The sequence below is a fragment of the Kitasatospora sp. NPDC058406 genome (assembly GCF_042722765.1).
In the GTDB taxonomy this organism is placed as follows: Bacteria; Actinomycetota; Actinomycetes; order Streptomycetales; family Streptomycetaceae; genus Kitasatospora.
In genome coordinates this window covers 1-14,496 of the sequence record NZ_JBHXKE010000050.1, presented here as the reverse complement: position 1 = coordinate 14,496, position 14,496 = coordinate 1, and the positions used below count along the sequence as shown (strand labels likewise).

Here is a 14,496-nt window from a genome sequence, read left to right as displayed (position 1 = left end):
TGACGATGAAGCGCACAGCACAGAACCCGAGGGTGGAAGCCATGGCAGGCACGGACCGCGAGAAGGCTCTTGAGACCGCACTCGCCCAGATCGAGCGGCAGTTCGGCAAGGGCTCGGTGATGCGCCTGGGCGAGAAGGCCAACGAGCCGATCGACGTGATCCCCACCGGGTCCACCGCCCTGGACGTCGCCCTCGGCGTCGGCGGCATCCCGCGCGGCCGGGTGGTGGAGATCTACGGTCCCGAGTCCTCCGGCAAGACCACGCTGACCCTGCACCTGGCGGCCAACGCCCAGCGGGCCGGCGGCACGGTCGCCTTCGTCGACGCGGAGCACGCGCTCGACCCGGACTACGCCAAGAAGCTCGGCGTGGACACCGACGCCCTGCTGGTCAGCCAGCCGGACACCGGCGAGCAGGCCCTGGAGATCACCGACATGCTGATCCGCTCCGGCGCGATCGACCTGGTGATCATCGACTCGGTCGCCGCGCTGGTCCCGCGCGCGGAGATCGAGGGCGAGATGGGCGACTCGCACGTCGGCCTGCAGGCCCGGCTGATGAGCCAGGCACTGCGGAAGATCGCCGGTGCGCTGAACCAGTCGAACACCACCGCGGTGTTCATCAACCAGCTGCGCGAGAAGATCGGCGTCATGTTCGGCTCGCCGGAGACCACGACCGGTGGCCGCGCGCTGAAGTTCTACGCCTCGGTCCGTCTCGACATCCGCCGGATCGAGACCCTGAAGGACGGCACCGAGGCGGTCGGTAACCGCACCCGGGTCAAGGTCGTCAAGAACAAGGTCGCCGCGCCGTTCAAGCAGGCCGAGTTCGACATCCTCTACGGCGTGGGCATCAGCCGCGAGGGCGGTCTGATCGATATGGGCGTCGAGCACGGCTTCATCCGCAAGTCGGGTGCCTGGTACACCTACGAGGGCGACCAGCTCGGCCAGGGCAAGGAGAACGCCCGCAACTTCCTGAAGGACAACCCGCAGCTGGCCGACGAGATCGAGCGGAAGATCAAGAGCAAGCTCGGCATCGGCCCGAAGACGGCGGAGCCGGTCGAGGCCGAGGCTGCGGACACCGCCGAGGGCGGGGCCAAGCCGATCACCGCGACCGCCGCCAAGACGGCCGCGGCGAAGAAGACGGCGGCGGCCGCCAAGGCCTGATCCGTTGACGCAGCACAGTGGGCCGGCGGGCAGCGCGCCGGTGGACGGCCCGGACGACGATGACGACGGCCCGCCGGACTGGTTCGCGGCCGTGGCCGACCCCGCGCCGGCAGCACCGCCGCCGGCCCGGGCGGCGGACCGGCGGCCGTCCGGTCGAGCAGCGGCGGACGGCCCGGCGGACGCGGGCGACCTCGGGTTGGTCACGGCCTCCGAGCTGCCCGCAGGGCGGCGCCGTCGCCGTTCGGCGCTGGAGGAGGAGAGCTCCGGCCCCGGTGCCGGGGAGAGCCGGGCCGGGGCGGCCGGTCACGGGGGTGTGGCCGCCCCGGCCCGATCTGCAGCGTCCCGGACCGCAGCGCCCTCCGCCGGGCGGCCCGCGTCCGGGCGGCGGTCCCGTGGGCGGGCCGGGCGGTCGGAGCCGAGCGAGGCGCCGGGCACCGACGCGCCCCGACGCTCCCGGGCGGAGGAGTCCGTCGACCCCGCGACGCGGGCACGGGACATCTGCCTGCGGCTGCTCACCGGCGCGGCCAAGAGCCGCAAACAGCTCGCCGACGCCCTGCGCAAACGGGAGATCCCGGACGAGGTCACCGAGGAGGTGCTGACCCGGCTGGAGGAGGTCGGTCTGATCGACGACGCGGCCTTCGCCCGGGCGTGGGTGGAATCCCGGCACGCCGTCCGCGGACTCTCCCGTCGGGCGCTGGCCCAGGAGCTGCGGACCAGGGGAGTGACCGGGGAGCAGGCCGAGCAGGCCCTCGCCCAGCTCGACCACGACGACGAGACCGAGGCGGCCCGGGCCCTGGTCGACCGCCGGCTCCGGACCACCCGGGGCCTGGAGCGGCAGGCCCGGACGCGCCGGCTGGTCGGCATGCTGGCCCGGCGCGGCTACTCCGAGGGCCTGGCCTTCCGGGTGGTCCGCGCGGCGTTGGACGAGGAGGAGCCCGCGGAGTCGGTGGACGCCGGAACGGACGGGGACGGACCGTCCGATGCCTGGGACTGACGCCCGGGACTGACACCGGGGACTGACGCCCGGTCGGCTCCGGGCGGATCGTGGGGTCGGCCGACTACCAAGCCAGTCTTGACCGTTTCGTGACCCGCGCTTAGCCTCGCACTCAGTGCGGGAGCACATCGATCATTCCTCGGCCGCCCCCGGCCGGTCGCCCGGTCGCCTCCGTGACCAGGCAGGTCCGGGACCGGCCGCGCGGTTGGTCCCGGGCGTCGTGCCGCCACGGGACGGGGAGTGGGCAGGATGAGGATCGCGGTGAGTGCCGGATCGGCCACCTCCTCGCTGGTGGCGGTCCTGCCGGCCGTCGCCGTGGTGGCCGTCGTCGGAGTGGCGGTCCGGCTGACCGTCGGGCGTCTGCGGCACGTGCGGCGTCGGGACGCCGCCGAGACCGAGCGGACCAGGCAGCGGGCGGAGCAGCAGGCCGCCCGGCTCCGGGCCGAACTCGACCGGCGCGAGGAGCGGTTGACCGAGGAGCTCGACCGGCTCCGGACGCGCGAGGGCGAACTGGCCGAACGCTCGGCCGCGTTGGAGCGGGCCCGGGGCGAGGCGGCGGCACTGGTCCGCCGCCGGGCCGAGGAACTGGAGCGGACCGCCGGGCTCTCGGCGGACCAGGCCCGCGCCGAACTCGTCCGCGAGGCGGCGTCCGAGGCCCGCCGGGAGGCGGCGGTCACCGTCCGGGAGATCGAGCGCGAGGCCCGCGACGAGGGTGAGCAGCGGGCCCGGGGGATCGTCGCCGGGGCGATCCAGCGGCTGGCGGCCGAGCAGACCGCCGAGACCGCGGTGTCGTCGTTCCGGCTGCCGAACGAGGAGATGAAGGGCCGGGTGATCGGGCGTGAGGGCCGGAACATCCGGACGTTCGAGGCCGTCACGGGCGTCAACCTGATCATCGACGACACCCCGGCGGTGGTGCAGCTCTCCTGCTTCGACCCGGTCCGCCGGGAGGCGGCCCGGCTCACCCTGGAGCACCTCGTCGAGGACGGCCGGATCCACCCGTTGCGGATCGAGCACGTCCACGAGCGCAGCCGTGAGGAGGTCGAGCGGCGCTGCGTGCGGGCCGGCGAGGACGCGCTGCTGGCCGTGCGAATCGGCGGGATGCATCCGGACCTGGTCCGCACCCTCGGCACGCTCCGCTACCGCGCCTCGTACGGGCAGAACGTACTGGGCCACCTGGTGGAGTCGGCGCACCTGGCCGGGCTGATGGCCGCCGAGCTGGGGGTGGACCCGGAACCGGTGCGCCGCGCGGCGCTGCTGCACGACATCGGCAAGGCGCTCAGCCACGAGGTGGAGGGGAGCCACGCGGCGGTCGGCGCGGACCTCGCCCGGCGGCACGGCGAGTCGGCGGACGTGGTGCACGCGATAGCGGCGCACCACGGGGAGGTGGATCCGCGGACCGTCGAGGCGGTGCTCACCCAGGCGGCCGACGCCTGTTCGGGCGGTCGGCCCGGCGCGCGCAGGGAGTCGTCGGAGACGTACGTGCGCCGGCTGGAGCGGTTGGAGGAGATCGCCCGGGCGCACGACGGCGTGGCCGCGGTGTACGCGATGCAGGCCGGCCGGGAGGTCCGGGTGATGGTCCGGCCGGAGGTGGTGGACGACCTCCGGGCGCAGGTGATCGCCCGTGAGGTCGCCAGGAAGGTCTCCGAGGAGCTGACCTATCCGGGTCAGATCCGGGTCACGGTGGTCCGGGAGAGCCGGGTCACCGAGGTGGCCCGCTAGGTTCGGCGGCCGGCTCGGGCTCCGACCCGGCCGCGGGTTCGGCCGCGGAACCGGCTCCCGACCGGGGCTCGGCGTCGGGCTCGGTGACGGCCTCGGGCTCGGTCTCTCCGCCGGTCAGCGAGGCCGGACCGCCCCGGGCCCCGTCGGCCAGGGCCCGGAGGTCCTCGGCCGCTGCGCCCCGGGTGACCCCGACCAGGTGCCCGTCGGGCCGGATCAGGAGGACGGTGTGCGGTCCGGCCCCCGGGTAGGCCTCGGTGACCAGGACCTCGGCCGGCACCGGCAGCGACGCGGCGACCTCGGCCAGCCGGGGCATCAGCCCGGCTCCCAGCCAGTGCTCGGCGGACCAGACGGTGGTACCGGGGGCGACCAGCAGCAGCAGGAAGTGGGTGCCGAGGCGGGCGTGCAACTGGTCCGGGGTGCCGTCGGCGGCGAGTACCGGCAGGTCCGGGACGAGCACGCCGGGGGCGGTGGCTGGCAGCAGTTCGCTGAGCGTGGTGGTGCCGCGCGCGCCGCGCTGGACCGGGACCCGGCCGGGCACGCCGGAGGGGGCCGCCGGGTAGGCGGGGACGCCGCCGAACCGGCCGGTGCCCAGCTGGCCGTCGGCGAGCATCGGCGCGTGCTTGCGGAACGAGCCGGTGAAGAGCGAGCGGCGGGTGGCCTGCCAGCCGCGCAGCGGGCGCAGCAGTGGCATGGCCTGGTCGACCGCGCGCAGCCGGGCGCCGACCGCGCCGCGCCGCTCGGACTCGTACCCGTCGAGGAGGGATCCGCCGGGCTGGGGGCCGCCGGAGTGGAGGTGCCACGCGAGGGAGAGCCGCCAGGCGAGGTTGTCGGCGTCGCGCAGGCCGTCGGCGAGGTTCTGCATGCCGAGTGCGCCGTGCAGGTGGGCGGCGTCGCCGGCGAGGAAGCAGCGGCCGCTGCGGAAGCGGGCGGCCAGCCGCTGCTGGGCGGTGTGGTCGGCGGCGGCGAGCAGGTCGAAGCGGGGGAGCTCGCCGCACCAGCCGGTGAGCGTGGCGGTGACCCGGGTGAGCAGGGTGTCGCCGGTGACGATGCCGGGCCAGGTGGCGTGCGGGTCGACCGTCTCGGCGGGCGCCGGCCGGCCGGGGGGCAGCCGCCAGTCCAGCCGCCAGACGCCGTGCGGCAGCGGGCGGGCGGAGGCCTCGCGGTCGCCGCGCCACGGGGGCTCGCGGTGCAGCCGGGGCTCGGTGAACGGCAGGTCGACCCGGACGGTGGCGATGGCGCTGCGGTCGACGGCCGGGCGGCCGGGGAAGCGGATCTTCAGGAGCTTGCGGACGGTGGACCGGGCGCCGTCGCAGCCGACGAGGTGGCTGCCGCGCCACCAGGTCTCGGTGCCGTCCTGCGGGTTGCGGGTGTGGACGCTGACGCCGTCGCGGTCCTGGTCGAGCCGGGTGACCCGGCTGAGCGGGACCAGCCTGACCAGGGGGGTGCCGGTGAGGGCGTCCCGCAGGCCGCGCTGGAGCCGGTGCTGGGGCAGGTGCAGGACCGGGGTGTCGGCGAGGTCGATCCGGAGCACCTCCTGGCGGCGTCGCCAGATGGTGAAGGCGTCCCACCGGGCGGCGTCGGCGACGGCCCGGGGGTAGCCGATCCGGCTCAGGAGGGCGGCGGTGTCGGCGCCGAGGACGACGCTGCGCGGGCTCTCGGGGGAGAGCCCGGAGCCCTCGTCGAGGACGACGGTCGGCACCTCGTGCCGGGCGAGGGCGAGGGCCAGGGCCAGGCCGACCGGCCCGGCCCCGACCACGATCACCGGGTCCATGCCGGGACCTCCGGGCACGGACGGTCCGGTGCGGCGCGGCCGGGGACCTCCGGGCAGGGGCAGGTCGACGGGGTGGCGTCATATGCCGCGTGGATGCTCCCGGATGGTGTCACGAAGAGCAATGCAACAGTTCACCTGCGTGTCCGTCAAGCAGCAGCTGAAGTGCGCCGGTTCGCGCCGCGTCGGCCACGTGCCTCGATCCACCGGGCGAGCGCGGTGAGCAGCAGGCACATCGCGATGTAGATCGGCCCGATCACCAGCACCACGGGGATGTAGGGGAAGCCCGCGGCATTGAGCGGCTGGGTGGCGATGGCCTTGCCGACGAACAACAGCTCGGGGTAGGTGATGATGAAGCCGAGCGACGTGTCCTTGAGGGTGACGACCAGCTGGCCGATCATCGTGGGCAGCATCGAGCGGACCGCCTGCGGGACCAGGATGGTGGTCATCACCTGGCTCTTGCGCAGGCCGAGCGCGTATCCGGCCTCCCCCTGGCCCCGCGGGACGGCGTTGACGCCGCTGCGGATGATCTCGGCCTGGACCGAGCCGTTGTAGAGCGTGAGCCCGAGCACCAGGGCCCACATCGGCTCCTTGGCGAAGAAGGCGTAGTAGAGCGCGACGATCAGGATCAGCAGCGGCATCGCCCGGAAGAACTGGACGAAGGAGACGGCCGCCCAGCGCACCGGCCGGTGGTCGGAGAGCTGTCCGGCGGCGAGCAGCGCGCCCAGGGCGAGCGAGCCCGCGGCGGCCAGCGCGAAGGCCTCCACGGTGGCCAGCAGGCCGTCGACGATCCGCTGCTGGATGGTGTTGTACGCGAACGCGTCCCAGAGCTCGGCCTCGAACTGGCCGTTGTCGGCGAGCGCCGTGACGGCGTACCAGAGCAGGCCGGCGATCGCGAGCAGCGACAGGACGCCGAACGCGCGGTAGCGGGAACGGGCCCGCGGGCCGGGGGCGTCGTAGAGGACGCTGGCCGTGGAGGGGCGGGTGAAGAGGGAGATCATCGGGCCACCGCCAGTCGGGTCTCCAGGAAGCGGAACAGCAGGGCGATGGTGGCGCTGATCGCGAGATAGGCGCAGGCCACCCAGAAGAAGATCGCGAAGATCGAGTAGCCGTCCTCGGAGAAGGTCTGCTGCGCGCTGTACAGCTCGCTGACGCTGAACGCGCCGGCGATCGCCGAGTTCCTCGGCAGGGCGATGAAGACGCTGCTCATCGGGGCCAGTACGGTCCGCGCCGCCTGCGGCAGGACGATCTGGGTGAGGGTCTGGCCGAAGGTCATGCCGAGGCTGCGGGCGGCCTCGGCCTGGCCGAGGGGCACGGTGTTGATGCCCGAGCGCAGCACCTCGCAGACGAACGCGGCGGTGTACCCGCCGAGGGCCAGCACCGCGAAGGTGAGGTGGTCGAAGTGCACGCCGAGCGGCGGGAGCCCGAACGTCACGGCGAAGAACAGCAGGGTGAGCGGGGTGTTGCGGAAGAGCGTCACCCAGGCCGTGCCGAAGCCGCGCAGCACCGGGACGGGGGAGACCCGGAAGGCCGCCAGCAGGGTGCCCAGCAGCAGGGCGAGCAGCGCGCTGAGCGCGCTCAGCTCGATCGTCTGCAGGAAGCCGTCGCGGAACAGCGCGAAGTTGCCGTCCTCGAACAGGAATCCCATCCGGCGGCCCTCCTCTCAGGGGGTCGGTGATTCAGGTGGTCCGGGGGAGGGTGGTCGCCGCCGGACGGGGCCGGCGGCGACCGGGGGTCAGTAGCGCTCCAGGGCCGGCGGCTGCGGGGCGGTCGAGCCGGAGAGGCCGAGGGTGGCGTCGTAGGCCTTCTTCCAGTCGCCGTTGTCCTGGTGGGCCTTGAGCGCGTCGCTGATCGCGTCGCGGAGCGCCTTGTCGTCCTTGTTCAGGCCGACGCCGTAGTTCTCCTTGGTGAACGGCTTGCCGACCACCTTGAGCTTGGGCGCGTACTTGGAGGCGTAGCCCTTGAGGATGGCGTCGTCGGTGGTGACCGCGTCGACCTCGCCGGACATCAGCTTCTCGACGCAGGCCGAGTAGGTGTCGAACTGGGTGATCTTCGGCGAGTACTGCTGGATGTTCTTGATCGAGGTGGAGCCGGTGGCGGTGCAGACGTTCTTGCCGTTGACCGACTCCGGGCCGGTGATCGTGGTGTTGTCGGACTTCACCAGCAGGTCCTGGCCGGCGATGTAGTACGGGCCGGCGAAGGAGACGGACTTCTTGCGCTCGTCGTTGATGCTGTAGGTGCCGACGTAGAAGTCGATCTGGCCCTTGGAGATCGCGGGCTCGCGCTGCGAGGAGACCAGGGTCTGCCACTTGATCTGCTGCGGCGTGAAGCCGAGGTCGGCGGCGACCATCTTGGCGATCTCGATGTCGAAGCCGCTGCGGTCGTTGGTGGCGAGGTCCTCCCAGCCGAGGAACGGCTGGTCGGACTTGGCGCCGATGATCAGCTGGCCGCGCTTCCTCGCCTCGGCCAGGGCGGGCGAGTCCACCTTGACGTCGGACTTCACGGCGTAGGTGGGCAGGGCCGGCGCGGAGCTGCTGCCGGAGCTCGCCTTGTCGGCGCCCGGCGTGCCGTCCTTTCCGCAGGCGGCGGTGGCGGTGAGCGCGACGGCACAGAGCGCGACGGCGAAGGTGCGACGAGTCCTCATGAGGGTAGCTCTCCTGGGGCTTGGCCACGGTTCAACCGGGCTCTGGCGGAGGGAAGTTCGTTTGCGGCAGGCGGGCCGGCGGCGGCGCCCGTGCCGCCGGCGGCCGGAGCCGGCCCGGCGGGTCAGTGGTGCAGGATCTTCGAGAGGAAGTCCTTGGCGCGGTCCGACCGGGGCGCCGTGAAGAAGGCCTCGGGGGTGTTCTGCTCGACGATCCGGCCGTCGGCCATGAAGAGCACCCGGTTGGCGGCGGAGCGGGCGAAGCCCATCTCGTGGGTGACGACGACCATCGTCATGCCGTCGGCGGCCAGCTGGCGCATGACCTCCAGCACCTCGTTGATCATCTCGGGGTCGAGCGCCGAGGTGGGCTCGTCGAAGAGCATCACCTTGGGGTTCATCGCCAGCGCCCGGGCGATCGCGACGCGCTGCTGCTGCCCGCCGGACAGCTGGGCCGGGAACTTGTCGGCCTGCGCGGCGACGCCGACCCGCTCCAGCAGCTCCCGGGCGGTCCGCACGGCCTGGTCCCGGGCGATGCCGCGGACCTTGACCTGCCCGATCACCACGTTCTCCAGCACGGTCTTGTGCGCGAACAGGTTGAAGCTCTGGAACACCATGCCGACCTCGGCCCGCAGCCGGGCGAGCTCCCGGCCCTCGGCGGGCAGCGGGCGGCCGTCGATGGAGATCGTGCCGGAGTCGATGGTCTCCAGCCGGTTGATCGTCCGGCAGAGCGTGGACTTGCCCGAGCCGGAGGGCCCGATCAGGACCACCACCTCGCCCTGGGCGATCTCCAGGTCGATGTCCTGGAGCACGTGCAGTGCGCCGAAGTGCTTGTTCACATTGCGCAGGACCACCAGAGGAGCGGCGTCGGCGCGGGAGTCCTTGGTGAGGCTCGTGGTCATCGCGCCTGCTCCCTCGTGTCGGCCCAGGGGAGGCGAACTCCCTTGGGCGGCAATGGTGGTAGGAATCCCGAGGGCCGCGGCCGGCGGAGCCGCAGCCCTCGGTGGGCTGACCATAGGAGCCCTGACGGTGTCACGTCAGCCGATCTGAGCGGAACTTGAGGATCACGATCCGGCCACACGACGGGTGCGGACTGTTCACCGGGGCCCTGTACGGGCACAGTGACAGCGTCCGGCGCCCCCTGTGACGGCCCCGCCGGGCCGCGGTGACAGCGGGCGCCCGCCCCGCCGCTCCCCGTCCCACCGGGTTCCGGCGGCCGGTCGAGCCTGGCGCCCGGGCCCCGGCTGGCCCATACTGCGCAGGACCGGGACCTGCCCGGGAGGGGGGCCGTGGCGACCACGAGAAGACCCCCGGGAACGTCGGGGAGAGGAGGAAGAACCGAGATGCGACTACTGCTCGTGGAGGACGACGAACGCGTGGCCGCGGCACTCGTCGCGGTGCTGGGCCGGCACGGTTTCCAGGTCAGACACGCCCGCAGCGGCCACGAGGCGCTCGACGCGCTGGTACCGGACGGCAACGAGCCCTACCGGGTGGTCCTGCTCGACCTCGGACTGCCCGACCGCGACGGTTTCGAGGTGTGCAGCCGGATCCGCGCCGGCAGCGGCGTACCGGTGATCATGGTGACCGCGCGCGCCGACATCCGCTCCCGGATCCACGGCCTCAACCTGGGCGCCGACGACTACGTCACCAAGCCCTACGACATGGGCGAGCTGCTCGCCCGGATCCACGCCGTGGCCCGCCGCGGCACCGCGCCGGCCGCCGTCGCCGCCCCCGCGCCGGACGCCGTGCCGCAGCAGCGCGGCCCGCTGGAGTCCCGCGGCATCGTGATCGACCGCGAGCGCCGCCGGGTCAGCGTGGACGGCCGGGACGTGCCGCTCACCCGCAAGGAGTTCGACCTGCTGGCGCTGCTCGCCCAGAGCCCCGGCGTGGTCTACCGCCGCGAGCAGATCTTCAGCGAGGTCTGGCGCAGCGGTTGGGAGGGCAACGGCCGCACCCTCGAGGTGCACATCGGTTCGCTGCGCACCAAGCTCGCCCTGCCCGGCCTGGTCGAGGCCGTCCGGGGCGTCGGCTACCGGCTGATCCCCGAGTCCCCGGCCGCCGTCGCCGAGACGCCGCCCCCGGCCCGCGCGGAGCACTGACCGCACGTGCGCACCCGCCTTCTCGGCATCCTGATCGCGCTGATGCTCTGCGTCCTCGCCGCGCTCGGACTGCCGCTCGCCGCCGCGGTCGCGGCCGCCGAGCAGAGCCGGGTGGTGGTCGACCGCCTGGACGACGCCGCCCGGTTCGCCCAGGACCTGCCCACCTCGGGCGTGTCCGGCCTGGAGTCCGCGCTCAAGGGCGACCCGCAGCCGGCCCCCGGCGACCTCAGCCGCCGGCACGCCCTGGGCAACGAGGTGGTCCGCTACCACGAGCTGTACGGGGTGCGGATCGGCATCTTCCAGCGCGACGGCATGCCGATCGCGGTCGCCCCGGCCGACTGGCGGGTGCCGGTCGCCGGCTGGGGCGAGCAGGCCTTCCAGGAGGCGCTCGACGGCCGGCGCAGCCACAACCCGCCCCAGGTCTGGCCGTGGACCCCGGACCGGACGCTCACCGTCGCGACCCCGGTGGTCCGGGACGGCGACGTGGTCGCGGTAGTGCTCAGCGAGTCCCCGACCGGCGCGCTGCGCACCCGCGTCCTGCACCGCTGGCTGGTGATCGGAGCCGGTGAGGCCGCCGCGATGATCGTCGCGGTGCTGCTGGCCGGCCGGCTCACCGAATGGGTGCTGCGCCCGGTCCGCACCCTGGACCGGGCCACCCACGACATCGCCACCGGCCGGATGAACGCCCGGGTGGCGCCCGGCGGCGGACCGCCCGAGCTGCAGCGGCTGGCCCGGTCGTTCAACGAGATGGCCGACCACGTGGTGCTCGCCCTCGACCAGCAGAAGGCCTTCGTCGCGGACGCCTCGCACCAGCTGCGCAACCCGCTGGCGGCGCTGCTGCTGCGGGTCGAGGTGCTGGGCCTGGAGCTGCCCGAGGGGCACGACGAGGAGCTCGGCGGGGTCCGCGAGGAGGGTGTCCGGCTGGCCCGCGTGCTGGACGACCTGCTCGGGCTGGCCACCGCCGAGCACGCCCGCCCCGAGCCGGAGCCGACCGACCTCGCCGTGCTCGCCCTCGCCAGGGCCGACGCCTGGCGGCCGGTGGCCGCGCAGCGCGGGATCGAGCTGGCCTGGGAGGGACCGGCCCTGGCGCTCGGCCTGGCGGATCCGATCGGCTTCGGGAGCGCGTTGGACGCGGTGCTCGACAACGCGATCAAGTTCGGGCCGGACGGGAGCCGGGTGCGGGTGCTGGTCGCGGTACGGCGTGACGAGGTCGCGGTGACCGTCTCGGACCGGGGGCCGGGCCTCACCGAGGAGGAACTGGCCCGGGCCGGCGACCGGTTCTGGCGCAGCGCGCGCCACCAGAACGTGGACGGCTCGGGCCTCGGGCTGTCGATCGCCCGCACCCTGCTGCAGGCGGCGGGCGGCTCGCTGACCTTCGGCGCGGTCGTGCCGACCGGTCTGGCGGTCACCCTGGCGGTGCCGCGGGCGACCAGGAAGCAGCTCTAGAGCGCCCCGCCCCGGCCCCGGCGGCAGCCGGGGCGGCCGCTACGGCTTGACCGAGCGGTAGTAGCGCATCGCGCCCTCGTGCAGCGGGAGCGGGTCGGTGTAGACGGCGGTGCGCAGGTCGACGAGCTGGGCGGCGTGCACCTGGGCGCCGATCTGGTCGCGGCTGTCTATCACCGCCCCGGTCATGCCCTGGACCAGGTCGTCGTCGACGTCGGCCCGGGTGATCAGCAGGTTGGGGACGGCCACGGTGGCCACGGCGTCCTTGGGCTCGGCGTTGGGGTAGGTGCCCTTCGGCATGGTGGCCGCGCGGTAGGCGTCGGTGCCGCCGCCCTCGACCTTGTGGACCGCCTCGGCGAGGTCGCCGAGCGGCACGATCCTGATCCGGACGTGGTCGGACAGGTCGGTCAGCGCGCTGGTCGGCAGTCCGCCGGACCAGAAGAACGCGTCCAGCTCGCCGGCCCGCAGGCCGTCGGCCGCGTCGCCGATGCCCAGGAAGGCGGGCTTGATGTCGCGGTCCGGGTCCAGGCCGGCGGCGGCCAGCAGCCGCCGGGTGACCAGGTTGACCCCGGACAGCGACTGGCCGACGCCCACCCGCAGGCCCTTCAGGTCGGCCGTCCGGCGGACCGGCGAGGAGGCCGGGACGACCAGCTGGAGGTAGTCGTCGTAGAGCCGGGCGATCGCCCGGAGCTTCTCCCGGCCGGGCCCGGAGTACTGGGCGACGGCGTCGGCGGTGGCGATCGCGAAGTCGTCGCGGCCGTTGGTCACCCGGGCCAGGTTGTCGATCGACCCCTCCGAGTTGTCCAGCCGCAGCCGGACCCCCGGCATCGCCTTGGCGACGTGGGTCTCCAGCAGCTGCCCGTACCGGTCGTACACCCCGCGCTTCACCCCGGTGGCGAAACCGGTGTCGCCCTGCGGGTAACCGGGCGAGCGGCTCTCCGAGAGCCACCAGCCGCTGAGGCCCGCCGCCACCAGGACCAGCACCATCGCCACCCGCCAGAGCGGGCGGCGGGCCGCCGTGCGGACGGCGCTGCCGAGGTGGGTGCGGGTGTCGGGGGCCATGCAGGGATAGTGCCAGGCGCATGCGGCGAACGGGAGGGGAAAGTCGTTCGCGGCTGCCCGTACCCTGGTCGGGTGAGCGGTGACAGCGGATCGAAGAGCTACAGGGTCGTCACGTACGGCTGCCAGATGAACGTCCATGACTCCGAGCGGCTCTCCGGGCTGCTCGAGGACGCCGGGTACGTGAAGGCCGGGCAGGAGGGCGACCCCGACCTGGTCGTCTTCAACACCTGCGCGGTCCGGGAGAACGCCGACAACAAGCTGTACGGCAACCTCGGGCAGCTGGCACCGGTCAAGACCCGTCACAAGGGCATGCAGATCGCCGTCGGCGGCTGCCTGGCCCAGAAGGACCGCGACACCATCGTCCGCAAGGCCCCCTGGGTCGACGTGGTCTTCGGCACCCACAACATCGGGCACCTGCCGGCGCTGCTGGAGCGGGCCGCGGTCGAGCGCAAGGCCCAGGTCGAGATCCTGGAGTCGCTGGAGACCTTCCCCTCCACCCTGCCCACCCGCCGCGAGTCCGCGTACGCCGCGTGGGTCGCGATCTCGGTCGGCTGCAACAACACCTGCACCTTCTGCATCGTCCCGGCGCTGCGCGGCAAGGAGGAGGACCGCCGCCCCGGCGACGTCCTCGCCGAGATCGAGGCGCTGGTCGACGAGGGCGTCATCGAGGTCACCCTGCTCGGCCAGAACGTCAACGCCTACGGCTCCGACCTGGGCGACCGCGAGGCGTTCTCCAAGCTGCTGCGCGCCGCCGGGCAGATCGAGGGCCTGGAGCGGATCCGCTTCACCTCGCCGCACCCGCGCGACTTCACCGACGACGTGATCGCCGCGATGGCCGAGACCCCGAACGTGATGCACCAGCTGCACATGCCGCTGCAGTCGGGCTCGGACACCGTGCTGAAGGCGATGCGCCGCTCGTACCGGCAGGAGCGCTTCCTGGGCATCATCCGCAAGGTGCGGGAGGCGATGCCGGACGCCGCCATCTCCACCGACATCATCGTGGGCTTCCCCGGCGAGACCGAGGAGGACTTCGAGCAGACCATGCACACGGTCCGCGAGGCCCGCTTCACCAACGCCTTCACCTTCCAGTACTCCAAGCGCCCCGGCACCCCGGCGGCCGACATGGCGGACCAGATCCCCAAGGCCGTCGTCCAGGCCCGCTACGACCGGCTGATCGCCCTCCAGGAGGAGATCTCCTGGGACGAGAACAAGAAGCAGGTCGGCCGCACCCTGGAGGTCCTGGTCGCCGAGGGCGAGGGCAAGAAGGACGACAAGACCGACCGGCTCTCCGGCCGCGCCCCCGACAACCGGCTGGTCCACTTCACCCGCCCGTCGGAGCCGGTCCGGCCCGGCGACATGGTCACGGTGGAGATCACCTACGCGGCCCCGCACCACCTGCTGGCCGAGGGGCCGGCCCTCGCGGTGCGCCGCACCCGGGCCGGGGACGCCTGGGAGAAGCGCCAGGCCCGGCCGGCCGCCAAGCCGGCCGGCGTGATGCTGGGCCTGCCGTCCGTCGGCGCCCCGGCGGCGCTGCCGCTCGCCGCCCCGGCGGGCGGCTGCTGCTGCGACTGAGCGAGCTCCGCGCGCGGCGGCCCGGCGGGATCACGGATCCGGCC

At 73.6% G+C, this 14,496-nt stretch carries 12 protein-coding genes; 6 read left to right on the top strand and 6 right to left on the bottom strand.

Annotated elements, in window-relative coordinates; translation table 11 throughout:
* Positions 1 to 41: 41 nt before the first annotated feature.
* The 3 genes from recA (at position 42) to rny (ending at position 3,870) form a co-directional block, all read left to right on the top strand.
* The gene (gene recA / locus ACFWOG_RS12680) at positions 42 to 1,157 is read left to right on the top strand and encodes a recombinase RecA (RefSeq protein ID WP_329949980.1); all 1,116 of its coding nucleotides are present in this window, start codon (positions 42 to 44) and stop codon (positions 1,155 to 1,157) included.
* A 4-nt stretch (positions 1,158 to 1,161) separates the two neighbouring features.
* Positions 1,162 to 2,151: a regulatory protein RecX gene (locus ACFWOG_RS12675; RefSeq protein ID WP_380357546.1), complete on the top strand. Its 990-nt coding sequence runs from the start codon at positions 1,162 to 1,164 to the stop codon at positions 2,149 to 2,151.
* Positions 2,152 to 2,400: 249 nt separating this feature from the next.
* Positions 2,401 to 3,870: a ribonuclease Y gene (gene rny / locus ACFWOG_RS12670; protein WP_380357544.1), complete on the top strand. Its 1,470-nt coding sequence runs from the start codon at positions 2,401 to 2,403 to the stop codon at positions 3,868 to 3,870.
* On the opposite strand, the gene ACFWOG_RS12665 is transcribed toward rny, so the two are convergent.
* The 5 genes from ACFWOG_RS12665 to ACFWOG_RS12645 all read right to left on the bottom strand — a co-directional run bounded on the left by ACFWOG_RS12665 (position 3,851) and on the right by ACFWOG_RS12645 (position 9,178).
* Positions 3,851 to 5,641 (bottom strand): FAD-dependent monooxygenase, encoded by a 1,791-nt coding sequence (locus ACFWOG_RS12665; RefSeq protein ID WP_329882560.1) that lies wholly within the window; start codon positions 5,639 to 5,641, stop codon positions 3,851 to 3,853. The genes rny and ACFWOG_RS12665 overlap by 20 nt on opposite strands.
* Positions 5,642 to 5,787: 146 nt before the next feature.
* Entirely contained in the window at positions 5,788 to 6,639 is an 852-nt protein-coding gene (locus tag ACFWOG_RS12660; protein ID WP_329949984.1) for an amino acid ABC transporter permease, read from the bottom strand.
* Positions 6,636 to 7,286 (bottom strand): amino acid ABC transporter permease, encoded by a 651-nt coding sequence (locus ACFWOG_RS12655; protein WP_329882562.1) that lies wholly within the window; start codon positions 7,284 to 7,286, stop codon positions 6,636 to 6,638. The genes ACFWOG_RS12660 and ACFWOG_RS12655 overlap by 4 nt, the downstream gene beginning before the upstream one ends.
* Before the next feature lie 87 nt (positions 7,287 to 7,373).
* A complete protein-coding gene (locus ACFWOG_RS12650; RefSeq protein WP_329882563.1) occupies positions 7,374 to 8,282 on the bottom strand; it encodes a glutamate ABC transporter substrate-binding protein in 909 nt (302 codons plus the stop codon).
* 122 nt (positions 8,283 to 8,404) lie between these two features.
* On the bottom strand, positions 8,405 to 9,178 hold the full coding sequence (locus ACFWOG_RS12645; protein ID WP_329882564.1) for an amino acid ABC transporter ATP-binding protein: 774 nt from the start codon (positions 9,176 to 9,178) through the stop codon (positions 8,405 to 8,407).
* A gap of 441 nt (positions 9,179 to 9,619) precedes the next feature.
* On the opposite strand from ACFWOG_RS12645, the gene ACFWOG_RS12640 reads away from it, so the two are divergent.
* Both ACFWOG_RS12640 and ACFWOG_RS12635 read left to right on the top strand, forming a co-directional pair.
* On the top strand, positions 9,620 to 10,375 hold the full coding sequence (locus ACFWOG_RS12640; protein ID WP_329882565.1) for a response regulator transcription factor: 756 nt from the start codon (positions 9,620 to 9,622) through the stop codon (positions 10,373 to 10,375).
* A 6-nt stretch (positions 10,376 to 10,381) separates the two neighbouring features.
* On the top strand, positions 10,382 to 11,821 hold the full coding sequence (locus ACFWOG_RS12635) for a HAMP domain-containing sensor histidine kinase (RefSeq protein ID WP_329882566.1): 1,440 nt from the start codon (positions 10,382 to 10,384) through the stop codon (positions 11,819 to 11,821).
* Between the two features lie 39 nt (positions 11,822 to 11,860).
* Here ACFWOG_RS12635 and ACFWOG_RS12630 read toward each other — a convergent pair whose 3' ends face one another.
* Entirely contained in the window at positions 11,861 to 12,880 is a 1,020-nt protein-coding gene (locus ACFWOG_RS12630) for a TAXI family TRAP transporter solute-binding subunit (RefSeq protein WP_329882567.1), read from the bottom strand.
* Between the two features lie 72 nt (positions 12,881 to 12,952).
* Between ACFWOG_RS12630 and miaB the strand changes: the two genes are divergently transcribed.
* Positions 12,953 to 14,452, top strand: coding sequence for a tRNA (N6-isopentenyl adenosine(37)-C2)-methylthiotransferase MiaB (miaB, locus tag ACFWOG_RS12625; RefSeq protein ID WP_380357536.1), 1,500 nt, complete (start codon positions 12,953 to 12,955; stop codon positions 14,450 to 14,452).
* Positions 14,453 to 14,496: the final 44 nt, after the last annotated feature.